We start from the raw sequence: 20,875 nt of genomic DNA, 5'->3' as shown, positions 1-20,875 counted from the left end.
GGGCCCCCGCCTTCGGCCTGAACGGCCGCGTCCGCGAGCGCCGGACGGGCTGATGGACGCCGCCGGCATCAAGGGCTCAGAGGTAGTCCTCCAGGCGTCCCACCCTCAGCCCCTGCTCCTCGATCTCCTCCAGCAGACGTGCCGTGCGCGTGCTCAGACCGATGCCCGTCGGCCGGTCGGGGTCGACGGCCACGATGTCGCCGGGGTGCAGGCGGTGGTCGCCGCGGGTGTAGGTGAGTTCACCGTCGGCGTCGAGGGTCGCCCGCCACAGGACGAGCGCCGCGCTGCCGCAGTCGGCGGCGGCGCGCAACGTCGTGGTGTCGTACGTGCCGTGGGGCGGGCGGAAGAGGTGGGGGCGGACGCCGAAACGGGACGTGAGCTTGCCCTGCTGGCCGCAGATCTCGGCGCGCTGACCGGCGTAGGGCAGACCGCGCAGGGAGCGGTGGTCGAGGGTGTGGTTCTGCAGGCTCGCGCCGACCGAGCGCAGCCGGGCGAAGTGGCCGTACGCCGGCCCGGCGACGGTGTCGGTGAGGAACAGGGTGACCGGGATCCGCCGTTCGCGGACGAGGCCGGTGAAGCGGGGGTCGCGCTCGGCGCCGTCGTCGTAGGTGAGGAAGACGACCCGGTCGGTGGTGCGGACGTGGTCCACGACGGGCGGCAGGCCCTGCCCCTGGCCGCTGCCCTGGACGGGTTCCTGGGCCGCGGGGTGGTGGGCGGGGCCGGCGAGCTGGGCGCACCCGGCGAGCAGTACGGCGAGCGGTACGGCGGCCAGGGCGGCCCCGGCCGGCCGGAACCGCCCCCGCCTCACAGGTAGTCCTCCAGCCGGGCCACCGCGTACCCCTCGGCGGTGACCCTGTCCAGGAACCGGCGGACCATGTCGGTCATCGCGCCTCCCCACTCGTCGCGCCCCCGGAAGTGGGTGAGGACGATGTCCCCCGGGTGCAGCTCCTGGTCCCACTCGCGGTACTCCCAGTGGTCGACGTAGACCTCCTCGCTCCAGATCGGCGCGTACTCGATGCCGCAGGCCTTCGCGGCGCGCAGGGTGTCCCGGTTGTAGTTGCCGAAGGGCGGGCGGAAGAGGGTGGGGCGCGTGCCGTAGTGCTCCTCGATCACGTCCTGCATGCCGCAGATCTCCCGCTCCTGCTCCTCGTAGGAGAGGCCGGGGAGGTAGGGGTGGCTCAGCGTGTGGTTGTTGAGGGTGATCCCGCGCGCCTGCATGTTCGTGAAGTAGCCGTAGTCGTCCTTGATCTCCTGGTCGGTGAGGAAGACCGTGTACGGGATCCTCAGCTCGCTCATCATGCGCAGGAACGCCGGGTCCTTCTCGGCGCCGTCGTCGATGGTGAGGAAGACGATCCTCTTCTCGGTCGGGACGGTGGTGAAGACCGGCGGGAGGTCCTCCTGGCCTTCCACCTCGAAGCCCTCGCGCGCGGTGATCTCCGGCTTCGTCGCGGGGGGCGGCGGTGCCGCCAGGGGGACCTCCTTCAGCCGCCAGCGCCTGGCGGCGGCGGCCCGGGCGGCGTGTGCCGCGCGCAGCTCGGACGCGTAGGAGTCGAGCGCGCGGGCCGGTGGTGCCTCCAGGGGCTGCGGGCCGGGGGCGCCCCGCGCGCCGGAGGCGTCCGGTGCACAGCCGGAGGCGAGGGCGGCGGCGGCGAGGACGGCGAGGACGCCGCGCGCCAGGGGGCGGGAGGTCACCCGAAACGACCTGATTGATCGATTTCCGTGACGGAACGACCGACTTTTGTCATTTTGTAGTACTACTCGCATGGTGCCGGATCCTCGCAGTCCCCGGCCGCCGGATCCCGTGCGACACCCGCCGGAGGCGCACCATCCACCGACTGGCCCACAATGACCGCGTGAACGACCTCGACGCCCTCCTCGCCCTGCTCACCGCCGAAGGCCGCGCCCTCCTCGACGAGGTGCGCGAAACCGATCCCGCGCGGGAGCTGGCCGTCGCCACCCGGCTGCGCCGCACCCATCCCGCCGAGCTGGTGTCGGCGGCGCTCGGGCAGGCGCGGCTGCGGCAGCGGGCGGCGGTGAAGTTCGGGGCGCGGGACGCCGGGCGGATGTTCTTCACGCCCAACGGGGTCGAGCAGTCGACGCGGGCGAGCGTGGCCGCGTACCGGGCCGAGCGGCTGACGGCCCTCGGCGTGACCTCCGTCGCCGACCTGTGCTGCGGGATCGGCGGCGACGCGATCGCGCTGGCGCGCGCCGGGATCCGGGTGCTGGCCGTGGACCGGGACCCGGCGACCGCCGCGGCGGCCCGTGCCAACGCCGACGCGCTGGGGCTCGGTGAGCTGATCGAGGTGCGCGAGGCGGACGTCACGGAGGTGGACACGGGCGGGTACGACGCCGTGTTCGTCGACCCCGCGCGGCGCGGCGGGCGGGGGAGGATCTTCGACCCCGAGGCCTACTCGCCGCCGCTCTCCTGGGCCGTCGAGGCCGCCCGTACGGCGCCCCGCGCCGCCGCGTTGAAGGTGGCCCCCGGCATTCCGCACGAGGCGGTGCCCGACGACGCCGAGGCCGAGTGGATCTCCGACGGCGGGGACGTGAAGGAGGCGGTGCTGTGGTTCGGCACCGCGCCGGGGGCGGTGCGGGCCACGTTGCTGCCGGGCCCCCGCACCCTGCTCGGCACCGGCCTGCCCGACCCGGAGGTCCGCACGCCCGGCCGGTACCTGTACGAGCCGGACGGTGCCGTCATCCGTGCCCATCTGGTCGCCGAGGTCGCCGAACAGGTCGGCGGCGGGCTGCTCGACGCGACCATCGCGTACGTCACCGCCGACGAGCTGCTGCCGACGCCGTACGCCACGGCGTACGAGATCACCGACCGCATGCCCTTCAACGTGAAGCGGCTGAAGGCGCTGCTGCGCGAGCGCGGCGTCGGCACGCTCACCGTGAAGAAGCGGGGCTCGGCGGTCGAACCGGAGGAGCTGCGGCGCAAGGTCAAGCCCCAGGGTCCGAACGCGGCGACGGTCTTCCTGACCCGGGTCGCGGGGGCACCGACGATGCTGATCGGCCACCCGGCACGCTAGCCGAACCGCCCCGGTGGGACGCCGCCGCCCGCACCGGCCGCCGCGGGCACGCACCCGACGCACTCGGTCCGCGCGCGGACCGCGGCACGTGCCCCGCGTCCAGGGACGGCACTGCCCCCTGACCGGCCCCGGCAGAACCCGCCTCCCCGCGCGCACGACGCGGCACCCGGCGCGCTGGTCCGACCGTCCCGGTGGAACGGCGACGACCGCACCGGCCGCCCGCCGACGGGCCCTGGAACCGCACGCCTGCGACCTGCCAGGCCGGATGCGGGGCGCCTCGGCTCCGGGTGACTCAACCGCACTCCCTCGCCCGGCGTGTCAGCAGCTCGCGCTCGCGTGCGTTGCGCACCAGCGACGCCGCGCGCTCGAACTCCGTCCGCGCCTGGGCCGTACGGCCCAGGCGCAGCAGCAGGTCGCCGCGGACGCTGGGGAGCAGGTGGTAGTCGCGCAGGGCGGGTTCGGCGGCGAGGGCGTCGACGAGGGCGAGTGCCGGGGCCGGGCCCTCGGCCATCGACACGGCGACCGCGCGGTTGAGTTCGACGACCGGGGACGGGGCGCGGGCCGCGAGCAGCCCGTAGAGCGTGGCGATGCGCGGCCAGTCGGTCTCCTCGTACCTGTGGGCGACCGCGTGGCAGGCGGCGATCGCGGCCTGGAGGGTGTAGGGGCCCGGGGGCCCGGTGCCGGAGGCGGTGGCCCGGTCGAGTGCGGTGATGCCGCGGGCGATGAGCATGCGGTTCCAGCGGCGGCGGTTCTGGTCCTTCAGGAGGACCGGCGCACCGTCGGGGCCGGTGCGGGCGGCGGTGCGGGCGGCCTGGAACTCCAGCAGCGCCGCCAGCCCGTGGACCTCGGGCTCCTTCGGCATCAGGGCGGCGAGCACGCGGGCCAGGCGCAGGGCGTCCTCGCACAGCCCGGGGCGGAGCCAGTCGTCGCCGGCGGTGGCCGCGTAACCCTCGTTGAAGATCAGGTAGATCACCTCCAGGACCGAGCCGAGGCGGGCCGCGCGGTCCGGGCCGTACGGCACCTCGAAGGTGACGTTCTTCGTGGCCAGCGTGCGTTTGGCGCGCACGATGCGCTGCGCGACCGTCGGTTCCGGGACGAGGAAGGCGCGGGCGATCTCGGTCGTGGTCAGACCGCCGAGCAGACGCAGGGTCAGGGCGATGCGGGCCTCGGCGGACAGCACCGGGTGGCAGGCGGTGAACACCAGCCGCAGCAGGTCGTCGTCGATGTCGTCCGGGTCGGCGGGCTCCACGGGCGGTGCGGCGGCGGACAGGTCCCGGCCGATCTCCGCCAGCTTGCGGGCGTAGTTCTCCCGGCGCCGGATCAGGTCGACGGCGCGGCGCCGGGCGGTGGCCATGAGCCAGGCGCCCGGGTTGTCGGGCACACCGTCCCGCGGCCACTGCTCCAGGGCCGCCACGAGGGCGTCCTGCGCGAGTTCCTCGGCGATGCCGACGTCCCGGACGAGTCGGGCGACACCGGCGATGACGCGGGGCGACTCCAGGCGGAAGACGGTCTCGATGGCCTCGGTGGCGTCACCGGTGCCGTCGGTGCCGGGCGGGGTGGCGGGGCCGGGCGGGGCGGCGGTGGGCTGTGGTTCCACAACCCACCATGCAACACCCTCCGGCGCCCGGGGCGAAACGGGGATCAGCCCCCCATGACCTCCCGCACCTCGCAGGTCACCGTCCAGTGCTCCTCGTGCACCTTCAGGAAGCGCTTGGTCCACTCGATCGCCTCGGCCTTGTCCTTCGCCTGCAGGAGCGCGTAGCCGCCCACGACCTCCTTGGTCTCGGTGAAGGGCCCGTCGGTGACGGACAGCCGTCCGCCCTCGTAGTGGACCCTGCTGCCCTCGGACGTCGGGGTCAGCCCGGCGGTGTCGAGCAGGACGCCGGCCTTCGTCATCTCCTCCATCAGCTTCTCCATGCGCTGCACCAGCTCGGGGCTGGGACCGCCGGCGGGGGCGTCGTTCTCCTCGATCCGGATCAGCGACAGGTAGCGGGGCATGGTGGCTCCTCGGGGTCGGTGGGCCGGGATCCTCCCGGCCTCTCACCCGGTGCGTCGAACGGGAGAGCCGTGGATCGACACACGCCGCGGAATCCCCGGAAATCGCCTCAGCAATCACCTCGGCACGGTGATCCGCCGCTCCCGGTCCCTTCCCCCGAACGTTCCGCAGGGATCGGCGACCGGTCGGTCACACCGTAGCGGGCGCCCCCGTACTGCTGCGCACCTCCAGGCTGGTGGCCAGCTCGACCCGGGTCGCCACCGTGGAGCCGTCGTCGCGCCCGAGGTCCAGGACCAGCCGGGCCGCCGCCTCGGCCATCTCCATGAGCGGCTGCCGTACGGTCGTCAGCGGCGGCCCCACCCAGCGCGCCACCGGCAGGTCGTCGAACCCGACCACGCTCAGGTCCTGCGGGATGCGCAGCCCCAGCTCGCGCGCGGCCTCGTACAGCCCGAGCGCCTGCAGGTCGTTGCCGGCGAAGACCGCGGTCGGCCGGTCGGGGCGGCGCAGCAGTTCCAGGCCCTGCCGGTAGCCGGCCTCGTGGTGGAAGTCGCCGGTCATGATCAGGTCCGGGTCGACCGGCAGCCCGGCCGTCTCCAGGGCGGCCCGGTAGCCGTCGACGCGGGCGCGGCTGCACATCATCCGGGTGGGCCCGCTGATCGCGCCGATGCGGGTGTGGCCGAGGTCGATGAGGTGCCGGGTGGCGGCGAGGCCGCCCTGCCAGTTGGTGGCGCCGATGGACGGCACGTCGGCGCCCGGGTCGCCGGCCGGGTCCATCACCACGAACGGGATGGAACGGCTGGTGAGCAGGGCCCGCTGGGACTCGTCGAGGCCGGAGAGCACGAGGATCACGCCGTGCGGGCGGCGGGCGGCGACCTGGTCGGCCCAGGTCCGGCCGGGCGTGAGGCGCCCCGCGCTCTCGGAGAGCACGACACTGAGCCCCGTGTCCCGCGCCACGTTCTCCACGCCCCGGATGACCTCCATCGCCCAGGCGCTCTCCAGCTCGTGGAAGACCAGGTCGATCAGCGGCGAGCGGGTCGCCTCGGCACGCCTGCGCCGGTAGCCGTGGGCGCGCAGCAGCTCCTCCACACGGGCCCGGGTGGCAGGGGCGACGTCGGCGCGGCCGTTGAGGACCTTCGAAACAGTCGGCGCCGACACACCGGCCTCACGCGCGATCTCGGCGAGGGTCGCGGTCTGCGCGGACCGCCTTTGCGTCCGTGTTTCTGCGGGCTGCGGGGATGTCATGGCGGCGATCGTAACCCTGTGGGCCACATTGGCGAACCCTTCGGCAGGCCCGGCCTTCCGCAGCATTCGGTTACACCGCCGAAACATTTCGCGCGGGTCGAGGACGGAGTGCGGAACGAAGGACCAGGAAGTGGGCCGGGGACGGCCGAGCTTCCCCGCTCGGACGCCCTGATCACGTCCCCGACGGAGCAGCCGGGTCCGCGGGGGCCCCGTCCACGGACTCGAACCGCCACCGGTGCACCGCCCGGACGACCAGGCCGGCGTCCGGTTCGGGCAGTTCCGGCAGGTCGGCGTCGTAGGCGGCGGACCACCAGGTGATGACGAGGACGCGGTCCTGCGGGGCGCGGAAGGTCTCGCGGCGCAGGGGTTCGGCGGGGAGGACCTGCTGACGGGCCCAGGCCAGCAGTTCCTCGCCCCGGCCGGGCACGGCCCGCGCCTCCCACATCAGCGCGACGGTCACGAGTACAGGTTCTCCTTGCTGACCTCGTGGACGTGGTCGTGATCGTGGTCATGGTGGTGCGTGTGGGCGGTCCCCGGCACGTGCGGGTCCGTCACCGGCAGGGAGGAGTCCGCCGAGAGGTCCCAGTCGGAGGCGGCCCGGTTGCGCGCGACCATCTCGGCGCCGAGCGCGGCGACCATCGCCCCGTTGTCCGTGCACAGCTTGGGCCGCGGGACCCGCAGCCGGATGCCGGCCGACTCGCACCGCTCCTGGGCCAGCGCCCGCAGCCGGGAGTTGGCGGCCACACCGCCGCCGATCATCAGGTGGTCGACGCCCTGGTCCTTGCAGGCCCGCACCGCCTTGCGGGTCAGCACGTCCACGACCGCCTCCTGGAAGGACGCCGCCACGTCCCGCACCGGCACCTCCTCCCCCGCCGCCCGCTTGGCCTCGATCCAGCGGGCCACGGCCGTCTTCAGCCCGGAGAAGGAGAAGTCGTACTCCGGGTCGCGCGGCCCGGTCAGCCCGCGCGGGAACGCGATCGCGTTCGGGTCGCCCTCGCGCGCGTACCGGTCGATGACGGGGCCGCCGGGGAAGCCCAGGTTCAGCACGCGGGCGATCTTGTCGAAGGCCTCGCCGGCCGCGTCGTCGATGGTGGCGCCCATCGGGCGGACGTCGGAGGTGATGTCCGTCGACAGCAGCAGCGAGGAGTGCCCGCCGGAGACCAGCAGCGCCATCGTCGGCTCCGGCAGCGGGCCGTGCTCCAGCTGGTCGACGCAGATGTGCGAGGCGAGGTGGTTGACGCCGTAGAGGGGCTTGCCGAGGGCGTAGGCGTACGCCTTCGCCGCCGAGACCCCGACCAGCAGGGCACCGGCGAGGCCCGGACCCGCGGTCACGGCGATGCCGTCGAGGTCGCGCGCGCTCACCCCCGCCTCCTTCAGGGCGCGGTCGATGGTGGGGACCATCGCCTCCAGGTGGGCGCGGCTCGCCACCTCCGGCACGACCCCGCCGAAGCGGGCGTGCTCGTCGACGCTGGACGCGACGGCGTCGGCCAGCAGGGTGGTGCCGCGGACGACACCGACGCCGGTCTCGTCGCAGGAGGTCTCGATCCCCAGTACGAGAGGTTCGTCGCGTGAGTCAGCCATGGTTGTCGGTTCCTTGTACGGAGTCGGCGTCCGCGGCGGGGCCGCCGCCGGTCGCTGTGGTCAGTCGCATCACCAGGGCATCCACGTTGCCCGGCTGGTAGTAGCCGCGCCGGAAACCGATGGGCTCGAAGCCGAAGCGCTCGTACAGCCGCTGGGCGCGGGTGTTGTCCACCCGGCACTCCAGCATCACTTCGGCGCACTCGAAGGCGGTCGCCGCCCGCAGCAGCTCGGCCAGCAGCCGCCCGCCGAGCCCGGTGCCCCAGTGGTCGCGGGCGACGGCGATGGTCTGCACGTCGGCCTGGTCGCCGGAGGCGACGAGGCCCGCGTAGCCGACGATCCGGGCGCCGTCCCGCCCGCCCTCACCGCCGTCCCCTTCCTCCGCGGTCTCCCCGTGCGCACCGTCCGCGGCGGGGACCTCGGCGACGACGTATCTCCGGGTCGCCCCGGGTCCGCGCGCGTGGGCCAGCTCGGACCAGAACATCCCGCGCGACCAGGCGTCCTCCGGGAACAGCTCCCGCTCCATCCGGAGCACGGGGTCGATGTCCCACCAGCGCATCTCGCGCAGCTCGGCGCGCACGGGCGAGGTCACGGGTTCGGTCGCTTCGGTCACTTCGGGGTGACCACCTTGTAGTTCTTGGGGACCTGCGCGTCGGGCCGGCGCAGGTACAGCGGCCGGGGCGCGGGCAGCTCCTCGCCCGCCGCCAGCTTCTCGGCGGCCAGGCACGCGAGGGCGGAGGCGGACACGTGCTCGGGCTCGTGGGCCCGGGGGAAGGTGTCCGGGTACAGCAGCGCGCCGGCGCCGACGGCCGGCAGGCCCGCCACCCGGTCGGCGATGTCGGCGGGACGGTCGACCGCCGGGTCGGTGAGGCGGGTGCGGGAGTCGGCGTACCGCGCCCAGTAGACCTCCTTGCGGCGGGCGTCGGTCGCCACCACGAAGGGGCCCTCCAGGTCGGCGGCGTACGCCAGGCCGTCCAGCGTGCACACACCGTGCACGGGCACGCCGAGCGCGAGCCCGAACGTCTCCGCGGTCATCAGGCCGACGCGCAGCCCCGTGTACGGGCCGGGGCCGATGCCGGCGACGACGCCGGTGACGGCGTCGAGCTTGAGCCCGGCCTCGGCGAGCACCCGGTCGACGGCGGGCAGCAGCAGCTCACCGTGCCGGCGTGCGTCGACCTGGCTCGACGAGGCGATGACGTGCGTACCGTCGTGCAGCGCGACGGTGACGGCGGGCGTGGCGGTATCCAGAGCGAGCAAGAGCACGCAAACAGCCTACGGCGCCGCGAGGCCCGTGTCGGACGACCGGGTCGGGCGGTCACCTGCTGCTACCGTCGCCGGAGGGCAGGACGGGCGGGGAACGACGCAAGCGCAGGACGTACGACGCCGAGGTGGTCCCAGTGGCAAGCAGCAGCGCCGGTTTCGTCGCCGGCCTCACCACGGCGGCCCTCGTGACGATCGGCGCCCTCGCCCACCAGGCGTCGGTCACCGTCCCGCCCGGCCTCGGCAGGACCCACATGAGCGACGCGGCCGCCGCCGGCGTCTCCAAGGCGCCCCGCGACCGGCTGCACCCCGACGCCCTGCCCGCGCGGTCGGGCAAGGGCGAACGGGTGGTGTACTCGCTGGACGACGACCGGGTCTGGCTGGTCGGGGCCGACAACGGGGTCCGGCACACGTTCGAGGTCACGCCCAGTGCGGTCGATCCGCTGCCGGGCACGTACCGGGTCACGTCCCGTTCGAGCCGGGTCACCGGGTCCGACGGGGTCCCGGTCGAGCACGTCGTGCGCTTCGCCGACGTCGGGGGCGTGGTGATCGGGTTCAGCGCGGCGGTGGACGGCTCGACGGCGAGGCCGGACCCGGAGGAGCGCACCGGTGGCATCCGGGAGACGCGCGCGGACGGCGACGCGATGTGGCGGTTCGCGACGATCGGACAGCAGGTCGTCGTCGTCCCCTGAGCCGCACGGGTCCCGCCGCACGGGTCCCGCCGCACGGGTCCCGCCGCACGGGTCCCGGCCGTCCAAGCCCCGGCGGCCCGGACTCCGGCCGTCCGCGTCAGGCGGCCTCGCGGTGCTGCCGGACGGGCCGGCACGCCTCCGGCTCGGGCGCGGGCGGTGGGGTGGAGATCGCCGCCGCGGCGGCGCAGGACGCGAGCAGGTCGTGCATGGACACCCCGGCGAGGGCGGGCGACTGGGGCCGCGGACGGGCCTGCGGCTGGCGCTCGGTCTCCGACATGGACGCCTCCTGAAGGTCGGGGGCGGGGGTAGTTAGGCAAGCCTAACTACGAGCTGGATACCATGTGACCACGCGCGGGACCCCGAACGCAATATCTTGCCGACACTCTGTCGGAACGCACCCGGACCGGTCTGAACGGCCGGCCCCCAGGACTGCCTGGACCGTCTGGACGGCGTGGACGGCCTGGACCGTCTGGACGGCCTGGACGGCTCAGACGGCGAGCACGCCGAGGTCGGCCGTGGCCCAGCGCTCGCCGACGCCCGTCAGCGTCACGTGCCGGACCTCGTCGGTGGTGTCGCCCACGGACCGGTGGATCCGGAGCTGCAGCCGGTCCTCGGTCAGCTCCTCGACCTTGCCCTCGCCCCACTCGACGACGATCACCGAGTCGGACAGGGAGACGTCGAGGTCGAGGTCCTCCATCTCGTCCAGTCCGCCGGACAGCCGGTAGGCGTCGACGTGGACGAGCGGCGGACCGTCGCCGAGCGAGGGGTGCACGCGGGCGATCACGAAGGTCGGGGAGGTGACGGCGCCGCGCACGCCCATGCCCTCGCCGAGCCCCCGGGTCAGCGTCGTCTTGCCCGCGCCCAGCTCCCCGCTGAGCATCAGCAGGTCACCGGCGCGCAGCACTTCGGCGAGCCTGCGGCCCAGCTCCCGCATCTGCTCCGGGGAGGTGACGGTGATCTCGACGTCGAGGGCGGGCCCGGAGGGCTCAGCCGGGCTCTGCGGTGCTGCTGCTTCCATAGCCCTCAACGGTAGCGGCTGCCGGTACGGCTCCCGCGCGGGCGAGCAGGTCGGCGAGGCGGTCGGTGACGACTTCCGGGTGCTCCAGCATGACCAGGTGCCCGGCGTCCGGCACCAGCACCAACTCGGCGCCCGGCAGCAGGTCGGCGATCGCCTCGCTGTGCTCGCTGGGAGTGACCAGGTCCCGGACACCGGCCAGCACCAGTACCGGCAGGTCGGCGAAGTGGGCGAGGGCCTCGGTCTTGTCGTGGTCGTTGAAGGCCGGGTAGTACTCGGCGACCACGTCGATCGGCGTCGACTCGATCATCCGCTCGGCGAACCGGGCCACGGCCGGGTCGACGTCGCGGGTCGCGAACGAGTACCGCTTGATGATCCCGGCGAACAGGTCCGCCGTCGCCCGCCGGCCCTTCTCCACCAGCTCGGCCCGCTGCCCCAGCGCCTTCAGCACCCCCGGGAGCACCCGCCGGACCGCGTTGACACCGGCCACGGGCAGTCCGAAGTTGACCTCGCCGAGCCGCCCGGACGACGTGCCGACGAGGGCCACGCCGACGACGCGCTCGCGGATCAGGTCGGGGAAGGCGTCCGCCAGGGCCATCACCGTCATCCCGCCCATGGAGTGCCCGACCAGCACGATCGGGCCCTCGGGCACGGCCGCGTCGACGACCGCCTTCAGATCGCGGCCCAGGTCGTCGATGGTGACCGGCCGGTCGTCCCGCACCTGGGCCACGCCCCGCCCGGACCGGCCGTGGCTGCGCTGGTCCCAGTGCACGGTGCGTACGACGCCCCTGAGGGCCGCCCGCTGGAAGTGCCAGGAGTCCTGGTTGAGGCAGTAGCCGTGGCTGAAGACGACCGTGACGGGGGCGGGTGCCCTGCGGCCGAACAGCCGCCGGCGGCGCCGGGTGAGCGCGGACTCCGCCTCCGGATCGACGTCGTCGACCTCGTAGTACAGCTCGGTGCCGTCGTCGGCGTACGCCTTGCCCGGGGTGCCGCGCAGTCCGCCGTACGGTCCCGCCGAGTCGAGGGCGAGCCGTGCCCGCTGGCGTATCCCCCGGCCGACGGTGAGCCGCTCCACCGCCACGCCGACCGCCGCGCCCGCCGCGACCACGCCTATCGCGACGCCGGCGATGCCGGTCGCGCGGCGCCAGCCGCCGGCGGCCGCATCCGTGGCGGAGGCGACGGCCGCCGCGACGGCCTCCGCATTGCTCTCGCTCACGTACCGCTCCTCTTCGCCGGGCCGCTGTGCGGATACCCGCTGATCGCTGGTTCACCTGAACGCGCGCCGCGCGCGTCACGCCGTGGACGGACGCGTAGCACCGCGCGGGGACACGTCACCCCGTGGACGAACGCGTCACCCCGTGGAGGGGCCATCACTCGTTGACGTAGACGCGCGGGACGCGTGGTCCGATCCGGGTGACGATCTCGTACGCGATGGTGCCCGCGGCCTGCGCCCAGTCCTCGGCGGTGGGCTCGCCGCGGTCGCCGGGCCCGAACAGCACCGCCTCGGCGCCCGGCTCCGGCCGGTCCCCGCCCAGGTCGACGACGAACTGGTCCATCGCGATCCGCCCCGCCACCGTGCGCCACTTGCCGTCGACCAGAACGGGGCCGGTGGAGGAGGCGTGGCGCGGGATGCCGTCCGCGTAGCCGAGGGGGACGAGGCCGAGGGTGGTCTCGCCGGGGGTGGTGTACTGGTGCCCGTAGCTGACGCCGTGGCCGCCGGGGACCTGCTTGACCAGGGCCAGCGAGGCGGACAGCGTCATCACGGGGCGCAGTCCGAAGTCGGCGGAGGTGCCGACCTCCGGGCTGGGCGAGACGCCGTACGTCGCGATGCCGGGCCGCACGAGGTCGAAGTGGGCCTCGGGGAGGGTGAGCGTGGCCGGCGAGTTGGCGATGTGCCGCACCTCGGGGCGCACGCCCTGCTGCTCGGCGTAGGCCGTCATCTCCCGGAAGCGGGTGAGCTGGGCGGCGATGGAGGGATGTCCGGGCTCGTCCGCGCGGGCGAAGTGCGACCAGAGCCCGGTGACGCGGAGGATCCCCTCGGCCTCGGCCCGCAGGGCTTCCCGCACGAGCTCGGCCCAGTCCTCGCCCGGCTGGCAGCCGCTCCGGCCGAGGCCCGTGTCGGCCTTGAGCTGCACGCGGGCGGGGAGCCCGGCGCGCCGGGCCGCCTCGGTGACCTCCGCCAGGGCCCACATGCCGCTGACGGACACGTCGAGGCCGGCCTCGATCGCCTCGCGCCAGGGTCCGCCCGGCGTCCACAGCCAGCACATGATCCGCACGTCGTCGGGGAGCCCCGCCTCCGCGCGCAGCGCGAGGGCCTCCTGCGGCGTGGCGGTGCCCAGCCAGGTCGCGCCCGCCTCGACGGCCGCGCGGGCACACGGGATCGCGCCGTGGCCGTAGGCGTCGGCCTTGACCACGGCCATGAGAGCCGCCCCGGGAGCCCGTTCGCGCAGTGCGCGGACGTTGGCCCGCAGGGCGGCAAGATCGATCTCGGCACGGGCCCGCAGGATCGCGGCCCGCCGAGCAGCTGTCTCACTCATCGTGCCCACAGTCTCTCAGAGCCCCCGGCCTGTGCCGCGTGTCCGGACTTCACCCGCTCGGCACCGGTCGACAGTGGTTAGGGTGCCCGGCATGAGCATCATCGGGGTCGGGATCGACGTGGCCGAGATCGAGCGGTTCGCGGCGTCGCTGGAACGCACGCCCGCCATGGCGCGGCGGCTCTTCCTGGAGAGCGAGTTGCTGCTGCCGAGCGGTGAGCGCCGGGGCGTCGCCTCGCTCGCCGCCCGCTTCGCGGCGAAGGAGGCGCTGGCCAAGGCGCTCGGCGCGCCGGCCGGGCTGCTGTGGACGGACGCCGAGGTGTACGTCGAGGACAGCGGGCGGCCACGGCTGCGGGTGACGGGGACGGTGGCGGCGCGGGCGGCGGAGCTGGGGGTGGCGTCCTGGCACGTGTCGCTGAGCCATGACGCGGGGGTGGCGTCGGCGGTGGTGATCGCGGAGGGGTAGGGCCGCCCGGCGGTCAGTCGTCCCCCGTCGGCCGGACCCGGATGTGCATGCGCTCCCCCTGTGCCCCGTACAGGGCGATCCACTCGACGGGCCGGTCCCCCGCGTTGGCGATGCCGTGCGGGACGCGGGTGTCGAACTCCGCCGTCTCACCGGCCGCCAGGACCAGGTCGTGGTCGCCCAGGGCGAGGAGCAGGCGGCCGGAGAGCACGTAGATCCACTCGTGGCCCTCGTGGGATCCCTGTTCCGGTCGCGGGGTCCATTCGGTCCGGGCGACCGCCGGGGCGGGCAGGATCTGTTTGTAGGCGTGCAGCCCGTCGTTCGGGTTGCGGGTGAGGGGGATCCAGGTCTGGCCGTGCCGGGTGAACGGGCGCGGGTGGACGCGGGGGTCACCGGTCCGGGAGCCGACCAGTTCGTCCAGCGGCAGGCGGTGCGCCCGGGCCAGCGGCAGCAGGTGCCGCAGCCCCGGCTCCCGCTGCCCCGACTCCAGCCGGGACAGGGTGCTCACGGAGATGCCGGTGGCGGCGTTGAGCTGGGCCAGCGTGAGGCCGCGGGCCTGCCGGATGGCGCGCAGGCGCGCCCCCAGTGAGGTCATCACCTGTGCCGTCTCGTCCTCGCCCATGGGACAACTGTCCCTCACCTCACGTGGGGGTGCGTGAACCTGCGCGGCCCACGGGGAAGACTCGACGGCATGCGGACTGCGTACAGCGTGGAGACGGTCAGGAACGCCGAACGGGAACTGATGGCACGGCTGCCGGAGGGGGCGTTGATGCAACGGGCCGCCGCCGGGCTCGCCGCCGCCTGCGCCGAGGTGCTCGGGCGGGTGGCCGGACGGGTGTACGGCAGCCGGGTCGTGCTGCTGGTCGGGAGCGGGGACAACGGCGGCGACGCCCTGTACGCCGGGGCGCGGCTCGCCCGGCGGGGCGCGGGCGTGACGGCCGTACCGCTCTCGTCCGGGCGCGCCCACGGTGCGGGGCTGGCGGCGTTGCGCCGGGCGGGCGGGCGGGTCGCGGGGACCGGCTCCGCCGAGGAGCTGATCGCGCGGGCCGATCTGGTCGTCGACGGCATCGTCGGGATCGGCGGCCGGGGCGGGCTGCGTCAGGAGGCGGTCCCGCTCGCGGACGCGGCGGCGCGGTCACGGGCCGCCGTCGTCGCCGTCGACCTGCCGAGCGGGGTCGACGCGGACACCGGGCAGGTGCGGGGGGCCGCGGTCCGGGCCGACCTGACGGTGACGTTCGGGGCGCACAAGCCGGGGCTGCTGATCGATCCGGCGCGGGAGTACGCCGGGTCGGTGCGGCTGGTGGACATCGGGCTGTCACTGCCGAACGACGCGGCCGAGCTGGAGGCGTTGCAGCACGCGGACGTGGCGCGACTGCTGCCGGTGCCGGGGGTCGAGAGCGACAAGTACCGGCGGGGGGTCGTGGGCATCGCCGCCGGGTCGGCGCGTTATCCGGGCGCGGCGGTGCTCGCCGTCGCCGGGGCGCTGCGGGGCGGGGCCGGTGCGGTGCGGTACGTCGGTCCGGCGGGGGACGCGGTGATCACCCGCTACCCGGAGACGCTCGTGTCCGACCAGGGACCGAAGCGGGCGGGACGGGTGCAGGCATGGGTCGTCGGACCGGGGGCCGGGGACGACGCCGGGACCGTGGCTCAGGTGCTGGCGGCTCAGGTGCCGGTGCTGATCGACGCGGACGGGCTGCGGTTGGCGGACGCGGGTGCGGTGCGGGCGCGTACGGCGCCGACCCTGATGACGCCGCATGCCGGGGAGGCGGCGGCGCTGCTGGGGGTGGCCCGGGAGGAGGTCGAGGGTGCGCGGCTGGCCTCGGTGCGGGAGCTTGCCGGGCGGTACGGGGCGACGGTGCTGCTGAAGGGGTCGACGACGGTGGTGGCCGGAGCTGAGGGAGGCCCGGTGCGGGTCAACGCGACGGGCACGTCGTGGCTCGCCACCGCGGGGAGCGGGGACGTGCTGTCGGGGCTGGCGGGATCGCTGCTGGCGGCGGGGCTCTCGGCGGTGGACGCGGGGAGCGTGGGGGCCTATGTGCACGGGCTGGCGGGGCGGCTCGCGGCAAAGGGGGCGCCGACGGGGGCGCACGACGTGGCGGGGGCGATTCCGCGGGCATGGCGGGACGTGCGCGGGGACTGAGCAGGCGCTGGCGGGGCGGCTCCCGGCGGGGGCGCCGACAGAGGCGCACGACGCCGCGGAGGCGATTCCGCGGGCATGGCGGGACGTGCGCGGGGACTGAGCAGGCGCTGGCGGGGCGGCTCCCGGCGGGGGCGCCGACAGAGGCGCACGACGCCGCGGAGGCGATTCCGCGGGCATGGCGGGACGAGCGGCGGGGACTGAGCGGGGACTGGCGGGGCGGCTCCCGGCGGGGGCGCCGACAGAGGCGCACGACGCCGCGGAGGCGATTCCGCGGGCATGGCGGGACGAGCGGCGGGGACTGAGCGGGGGATCGAGCTGGGGATCGGGTAGCACGCGTCGGTGACGGTGACGGGAGCGGGGACACGGCCGCGTCAGTAGGGTGACCGGGTGACCCCCGACACGACCCCGGTCCCCACGGACCTCGACTCGCTCCCCAGGGCCGAGTTCGCCTTCCCCGGGCCCCTGCGCGACCAGCTCGTCGCGGCGGTCCTCGACGGCTCGAAGACCTCCACGACCGGGCTCGTCGTCGACTACGAGCACGAGGGCGAGCCGCTGCCGAAGGCGGGGAGCCGCGAAGTGGTCGTGGACTCGCGGGACCGTCCGGTCGCCGTCATCGAGGTGACCGAGGTGCGCGTCGTCCCGCTCGCCCGGGTGGACCTCGCCCACGCGGTGGACGAGGGCGAGGGGTACACCAGCGTGGCCGAATGGCGGGCGGGCCACGAGCGGTTCTGGCACAGCGAGGACATGCGCGCGGCCCTGGCCGACCCGGCGTTCACCGTGGACGACGCGACGCCGGCGGTCCTGCAACGCTTCCGCCTGGTCACCGTGGTCCACGACGCCGCCCGCTGAGGACTACTCCACCGTCACCGACTTCGCCAGGTTCCGCGGCTGGTCCACCTCGTTCCCCCGTGCCGTCGCCAGTTCGCACGCGAAGACCTGCAACGGCACCGTCGCCACCAGCGGCTGGAGCAGCGTCGGGGTGGCCGGGATGCGGACGAGGTGGTCGGCGTAGGGGACGACCGCCTCGTCGCCCTCCTCGGCGATGACGATGGTGCGGGCGCCCCTGGCCCGGATCTCCTGGATGTTGGACACGATCTTGTCGTGGAGCACGGAGCGCCCGCGCGGGGACGGGACGACCACGACGACCGGCAGGTCCTCCTCGATCAGCGCGATCGGCCCGTGCTTCAGCTCGCCCGCCGCGAACCCCTCGGCGTGCATGTACGCCAGCTCCTTGAGCTTCAGCGCGCCTTCGAGTGCGACCGGGTACCCGACGTGCCGGCCCAGGAAGAGCACCGTGTTCTTGTGGGCCAGCGAGCGCGCGAGTTCCCGTACCGGCTCCATGGTCCCCAGGACCTGTTCGACCGCCCCGGCGATGCGCGAGAGGTCGCGGACGACGTCGCGGATCTCGTCGCCGTACTTCGTGCCGCGCACCTGCCCCAGGTACAGGGCGACCAGGTAGCAGGCCACCAGCTGCGTCAGGAAGGCCTTGGTGGAGGCGACGGCGACCTCGGGTCCCGCGTGCGTGTAGAGCACCGCGTCGGACTCGCGCGGGATGGTCGAGCCGTTGGTGTTGCAGATGGCCAGCACCTTGGCGCCCTGCTCGCGGGCGTGGCGCAGGGCCATGAGGGTGTCCATGGTCTCGCCGGACTGGGAGATGGCGACGACCAGGGTCCGCTGGTCGAGGATCGGGTCGCGGTAGCGGAACTCGCTGGCCAGCTCCACCTCGCAGGGGATCCGCGTCCAGTGCTCGATGGCGTACTTGGCGATCAGCCCGGCGTGGAAGGCCGTGCCGCAGGCGACGATGACGACCTTGTCGACCTCGCGCAGCACCCTCGTGGGGATCCGCACCTCGTCCAGGCTCAGCGTGCCGGAGCCGTCGATGCGGCCGAGCAGCGTGTCGGCGACCGCCTTCGGCTGCTCGGCGATCTCCTTGAGCATGAAGTAGTCGTAGCCGCCCTTCTCGGCGGCGGAGGCGTCCCAGTCGACGTGGTAGGAGCGGACGTCGGCCGGGCTGCCGTCGAAGCCGGTGACCGTCACGCCGTCCCGGCGCAGCTCCACCACCTGGTCCTGGCCGAGTTCGATGGCGTCCCGGGTGTGGGCGATGAACGCGGCGACGTCGGACGCGAGGAAGGACTCGCCCTCCCCCACGCCCACCACGAGCGGCGAGTTGCGGCGCGCCCCCACGACCACGTCCGGCGCGTCCGCGTGCACCGCGACCAGCGTGAACGCGCCCTCCAGCCGCCGGCACACCAGCCGCATCGCCTCGGCGAGGTCGGCACAGGCGGAGAACTCCTCGGCGAGCAGGTGGGCGACGACCTCGGTGTCGGTCTCGGAGGCCAGCTCGTGGCCGCGCTCCGCCAGTTCGGCCCGCAGCTGCGCGAAGTTCTCGATGATGCCGTTGTGCACCACGGCCACCCGGCCGGCGTTGTCGAGGTGCGGGTGGGCGTTGGCGTCGGTGGGTCCGCCGTGCGTGGCCCAGCGGGTGTGGCCGATGCCGGTCACGGCGGCCGGCAGTGGCCGTTCGGCCAGTTCCTTGTCGAGGTTGACCAGCTTTCCGGCGCGCTTGGCGTTGGCGAGGCCGCCGTCCGCGAGCACGGCCACGCCCGCCGAGTCGTAGCCCCGGTACTCGAGTCGCTTCAGCCCGGCCATCACGACGTCGAGCGCCGACTGAGACCCCACGTATCCCACGATTCCGCACATGACCGGCAGCCTACGATCAGATTCGATCTCGAACCGGCCTTGTCGTGCCCGAAATCGGAAATTCCCACCGGGGTACGAACATCACCGGGCGCGCCCGGCGTCAGCCGAGCTTGGCGACCTGCGCGTCCACGACGTCCGTGGGGACCTCGAAGTCCACGCCGCTCATCATGGAGGAGAGGTTGGTGGCGCTGAAGGTGGCGAGCGTGTCGCCCTTGCGGACCACGACGACCTTCATGGGCGCGGCGGCTTCCTTGCCGATGTCGATACCGACGGTGGCGGCGACGCCTTCGTCCCCACCCTTGGGGGCGGCGGTCGTGGTGACTTCGGCGACTCGCATCCGGTCGCCGTCCACGGTGGCGGTGAAGCCGCCGGCGCACTTCTCGGTGGCCGTCTTCAGCTCCGCCAGCGCCCGCTCGGCGCCGCCGCCCGCGTAGGAGGCGACGTTCAGCCTGATCGTGTTCACCTGGATCTCGGTCATGTCCTGACCATCCGGGCCCGAGCCCTCGGAGAGCGTGTCCGTCTGACCCTCCCAGGAGCGCTTCACCTCGGCACCCGGCTCACCCTGGGCCACCGCCGCGACGGCGAGGGCGAGCGGCAGACAGGCCTTGTCGTCCGTCGAGACCTTGTCCTTGGCGACGTTCTCGTCCGCCGGGATCTCGGTGGCGACCTTGCCGTTCTTGACGTCCGCCTGGGCGAGAGCGATCTTCTCCAGCTCGGCGGCGGCCGGCGCGTCGCCCGCCGGGGCGGACTGGTCCGGCTCGGCCTTGGCGTCACCCGCCGGAGCGGACTGGTCCGACGTGCCCTTGGCGTCGTCGGCACCGTCGTCGGACGACCCGCCGCAGGCGGTGGCGAGCAGGACCAGGGTGGCGGCGGAGGCCGCGAGGGCGGTGCGGCGAACAGCGGTCGATCTCACGTCGGCACTCTTTCGTCGATTTCGTCTGTTTGCGGCGGATTACGCCGGATTACGTCGGGCCGACTCCGGGCGACATCCGCGCCATGTCGGAGCACGTCGGGGTAGGTCGGACCGGGCGGACGGATTCCGCACGGCGGCTTGGCGCACCGTACCTACGCAATCACACACATGATCGATAATCGGCCACTCGGTACCGGACCGTAACGTGGACGGGGGGACTCGACGGGGTCGTCGGCCACGCGGCCCGTCCGGCGTGACACAGCCCACCTGTCACCCCGTTCGAACTCCGTTAACAATGGACTGTGATCTCATCGGTCTCCTCGATGCCCAGGAGCGCCCACCGGCAGCGGCCGGAGGCGACTCCCTACGTCGACCTCACCCGTCCCGAGTGGAGCGCGCTGCGCGACAAGACGCCGCTGCCGCTGACCGCCGAGGAGGTGGAGAAGCTGCGCGGCCTCGGCGATGTCATCGACCTCGACGAGGTACGGGACATCTACCTCCCGCTCTCCCGGCTCCTCAACCTCTACGTCGGCGCCACCGACGGCCTGCGCGGCGCGCTGAACACCTTCCTCGGTGAACAGGGCTCCCAGTCCGGCACGCCCTTCGTCATAGGGGTCGCCGGCTCGGTGGCGGTCGGCAAGTCCACCGTCGCCCGCCTGCTCCAGGCGCTGCTGTCCCGCTGGCCGGAGCATCCACGCGTGGAGCTGGTCACGACCGACGGCTTCCTGCTCCCCACGAAGGAGCTGGAGGCCCGCGGCCTGATGTCGCGGAAAGGTTTCCCCGAGTCGTACGACCGCCGGGCGCTCACCCGCTTCGTCGCCGACATCAAGGCGGGCAAGGCCGAGGTGACCGCGCCGGTCTACTCCCACCTCATCTACGACATCGTCCCGGACGAGAAGCTGGTCGTCCGCCGCCCCGACATCCTGATCGTCGAGGGCCTCAACGTGCTCCAGCCCGCGCTGCCCGGCAAGGACGGCCGCACCAGGGTCGGTCTCGCCGACTACTTCGACTTCAGCGTGTACGTCGACGCCCGCACCGAGGACATCGAGCACTGGTACCTCAGCCGCTTCCGCAAGCTGCGCGAGACCGCCTTCCAGAACCCGTCCTCGTACTTCCGCAAGTACACCCAGGTGTCGGAGGAGGAGGCCCTCGACTACGCCCGCACCACCTGGCGCACCATCAACAAGCCCAACCTGGTGGAGAACGTGGCCCCCACCAGGGGCCGGGCCACGCTCATCCTGCGCAAGGGACCGGACCACAAGGTGCAGCGCCTGAGCCTGCGAAAGTTGTGACGGCGGCCGCCGCAGCCGGTA

The 20,875-nt window shown here is 73.9% G+C and carries 22 protein-coding genes; 6 read left to right on the top strand and 16 right to left on the bottom strand.

Going from position 1 to position 20,875, the window contains the following annotated elements:
- Positions 1-76 precede the first annotated feature (76 nt).
- Together RM812_RS08185 and RM812_RS08180 are read right to left on the bottom strand one after the other, a co-directional pair.
- Complete coding sequence (locus RM812_RS08185; RefSeq protein ID WP_311571720.1) at positions 77-808, bottom strand: polysaccharide deacetylase family protein; 732 nt, start codon at positions 806-808, stop codon at positions 77-79.
- Positions 805-1,764 (bottom strand): polysaccharide deacetylase family protein, encoded by a 960-nt coding sequence (locus tag RM812_RS08180; protein ID WP_311571719.1) that lies wholly within the window; start codon positions 1,762-1,764, stop codon positions 805-807. Before RM812_RS08180 ends, RM812_RS08185 begins: the two co-directional genes overlap by 4 nt.
- 89 nt (positions 1,765-1,853) lie before the next feature.
- Here RM812_RS08180 and RM812_RS08175 point away from each other — a divergent pair, with 89 nt between their 5' ends.
- Positions 1,854-3,029 (top strand): class I SAM-dependent methyltransferase, encoded by a 1,176-nt coding sequence (locus tag RM812_RS08175; protein WP_311571718.1) that lies wholly within the window; start codon positions 1,854-1,856, stop codon positions 3,027-3,029.
- 292 nt (positions 3,030-3,321) lie between these two features.
- Here RM812_RS08175 and RM812_RS08170 read toward each other — a convergent pair whose 3' ends face one another.
- The 7 genes from RM812_RS08170 to tsaB all read right to left on the bottom strand — a co-directional run bounded on the left by RM812_RS08170 (position 3,322) and on the right by tsaB (position 9,108).
- Positions 3,322-4,626: an RNA polymerase sigma factor gene (locus RM812_RS08170; protein ID WP_394816430.1), complete on the bottom strand. Its 1,305-nt coding sequence runs from the start codon at positions 4,624-4,626 to the stop codon at positions 3,322-3,324.
- A gap of 44 nt (positions 4,627-4,670) precedes the next feature.
- On the bottom strand, positions 4,671-5,027 hold the full coding sequence (locus RM812_RS08165; RefSeq protein WP_311571717.1) for a YciI family protein: 357 nt from the start codon (positions 5,025-5,027) through the stop codon (positions 4,671-4,673).
- 187 nt (positions 5,028-5,214) lie between these two features.
- Entirely contained in the window at positions 5,215-6,267 is a 1,053-nt protein-coding gene (locus RM812_RS08160; protein ID WP_311571716.1) for a LacI family DNA-binding transcriptional regulator, read from the bottom strand.
- A 172-nt stretch (positions 6,268-6,439) separates the two neighbouring features.
- A complete protein-coding gene (locus RM812_RS08155) occupies positions 6,440-6,727 on the bottom strand; it encodes a hypothetical protein (RefSeq protein ID WP_311571715.1) in 288 nt (95 codons plus the stop codon).
- A complete protein-coding gene (gene tsaD / locus RM812_RS08150) occupies positions 6,724-7,848 on the bottom strand; it encodes a tRNA (adenosine(37)-N6)-threonylcarbamoyltransferase complex transferase subunit TsaD (protein WP_311571714.1) in 1,125 nt (374 codons plus the stop codon). The genes RM812_RS08155 and tsaD overlap by 4 nt, the downstream gene beginning before the upstream one ends.
- Complete coding sequence (gene rimI, locus RM812_RS08145) at positions 7,841-8,404, bottom strand: ribosomal protein S18-alanine N-acetyltransferase (protein WP_311571862.1); 564 nt, start codon at positions 8,402-8,404, stop codon at positions 7,841-7,843. The genes tsaD and rimI overlap by 8 nt, the downstream gene beginning before the upstream one ends.
- A gap of 50 nt (positions 8,405-8,454) precedes the next feature.
- Positions 8,455-9,108 (bottom strand): tRNA (adenosine(37)-N6)-threonylcarbamoyltransferase complex dimerization subunit type 1 TsaB, encoded by a 654-nt coding sequence (gene tsaB / locus RM812_RS08140; RefSeq protein WP_311571713.1) that lies wholly within the window; start codon positions 9,106-9,108, stop codon positions 8,455-8,457.
- Positions 9,109-9,242: 134 nt separating this feature from the next.
- On the opposite strand from tsaB, the gene RM812_RS08135 reads away from it, so the two are divergent.
- Positions 9,243-9,797, top strand: coding sequence for a hypothetical protein (locus tag RM812_RS08135; protein WP_311571712.1), 555 nt, complete (start codon positions 9,243-9,245; stop codon positions 9,795-9,797).
- Between the two features lie 97 nt (positions 9,798-9,894).
- Here the strand turns inward: RM812_RS08135 and RM812_RS08130 are convergent, their stop codons facing one another.
- The 4 genes from RM812_RS08130 to alr form a co-directional block, all read right to left on the bottom strand.
- Complete coding sequence (locus RM812_RS08130) at positions 9,895-10,074, bottom strand: hypothetical protein (protein WP_311571711.1); 180 nt, start codon at positions 10,072-10,074, stop codon at positions 9,895-9,897.
- 210 nt (positions 10,075-10,284) lie between these two features.
- On the bottom strand, positions 10,285-10,815 hold the full coding sequence (gene tsaE, locus RM812_RS08125; RefSeq protein WP_311571709.1) for a tRNA (adenosine(37)-N6)-threonylcarbamoyltransferase complex ATPase subunit type 1 TsaE: 531 nt from the start codon (positions 10,813-10,815) through the stop codon (positions 10,285-10,287).
- The gene (locus RM812_RS08120) at positions 10,784-12,028 is read right to left on the bottom strand and encodes an alpha/beta fold hydrolase (RefSeq protein WP_311571708.1); all 1,245 of its coding nucleotides are present in this window, start codon (positions 12,026-12,028) and stop codon (positions 10,784-10,786) included. The genes tsaE and RM812_RS08120 overlap by 32 nt, the downstream gene beginning before the upstream one ends.
- Before the next feature lie 154 nt (positions 12,029-12,182).
- Positions 12,183-13,349, bottom strand: coding sequence for an alanine racemase (gene alr, locus RM812_RS08115; protein ID WP_311571707.1), 1,167 nt, complete (start codon positions 13,347-13,349; stop codon positions 12,183-12,185).
- Between the two features lie 91 nt (positions 13,350-13,440).
- Here alr and RM812_RS08110 point away from each other — a divergent pair, with 91 nt between their 5' ends.
- Positions 13,441-13,812 carry a holo-ACP synthase gene (locus RM812_RS08110; RefSeq protein WP_311571706.1) on the top strand — a complete coding sequence of 124 codons (372 nt, stop codon included), beginning with the start codon at positions 13,441-13,443 and terminating at the stop codon, positions 13,810-13,812.
- Positions 13,813-13,825: 13 nt separating this feature from the next.
- Here RM812_RS08110 and RM812_RS08105 read toward each other — a convergent pair whose 3' ends face one another.
- Entirely contained in the window at positions 13,826-14,431 is a 606-nt protein-coding gene (locus RM812_RS08105; RefSeq protein ID WP_311571705.1) for a helix-turn-helix domain-containing protein, read from the bottom strand.
- 69 nt (positions 14,432-14,500) lie between these two features.
- Here RM812_RS08105 and RM812_RS08100 point away from each other — a divergent pair, with 69 nt between their 5' ends.
- A complete protein-coding gene (locus RM812_RS08100) occupies positions 14,501-15,949 on the top strand; it encodes an NAD(P)H-hydrate dehydratase (protein ID WP_311571703.1) in 1,449 nt (482 codons plus the stop codon).
- A gap of 387 nt (positions 15,950-16,336) precedes the next feature.
- Entirely contained in the window at positions 16,337-16,798 is a 462-nt protein-coding gene (locus RM812_RS08095; RefSeq protein ID WP_311571702.1) for an ASCH domain-containing protein, read from the top strand.
- Positions 16,799-16,801: 3 nt separating this feature from the next.
- Here RM812_RS08095 and glmS read toward each other — a convergent pair whose 3' ends face one another.
- Both glmS and RM812_RS08085 read right to left on the bottom strand, forming a co-directional pair.
- Positions 16,802-18,649: a glutamine--fructose-6-phosphate transaminase (isomerizing) gene (gene glmS, locus RM812_RS08090; protein ID WP_311571701.1), complete on the bottom strand. Its 1,848-nt coding sequence runs from the start codon at positions 18,647-18,649 to the stop codon at positions 16,802-16,804.
- A 100-nt stretch (positions 18,650-18,749) separates the two neighbouring features.
- On the bottom strand, positions 18,750-19,562 hold the full coding sequence (locus RM812_RS08085; RefSeq protein WP_311571700.1) for a hypothetical protein: 813 nt from the start codon (positions 19,560-19,562) through the stop codon (positions 18,750-18,752).
- Positions 19,563-19,885: 323 nt separating this feature from the next.
- On the opposite strand from RM812_RS08085, the gene coaA reads away from it, so the two are divergent.
- Positions 19,886-20,854, top strand: a complete 969-nt coding sequence (gene coaA, locus RM812_RS08080; protein WP_311571861.1) for a type I pantothenate kinase — start codon at positions 19,886-19,888, stop codon at positions 20,852-20,854.
- Positions 20,855-20,875 lie beyond the last annotated feature (21 nt).

Source organism: Streptomyces lancefieldiae, from assembly GCF_031845825.1.
Taxonomy (GTDB): Bacteria; Actinomycetota; Actinomycetes; order Streptomycetales; family Streptomycetaceae; genus Streptomyces; species Streptomyces lancefieldiae.
Note: the sequence above shows the minus strand (reverse complement) of the source record. Positions and strands in the feature narration are given on the sequence as shown.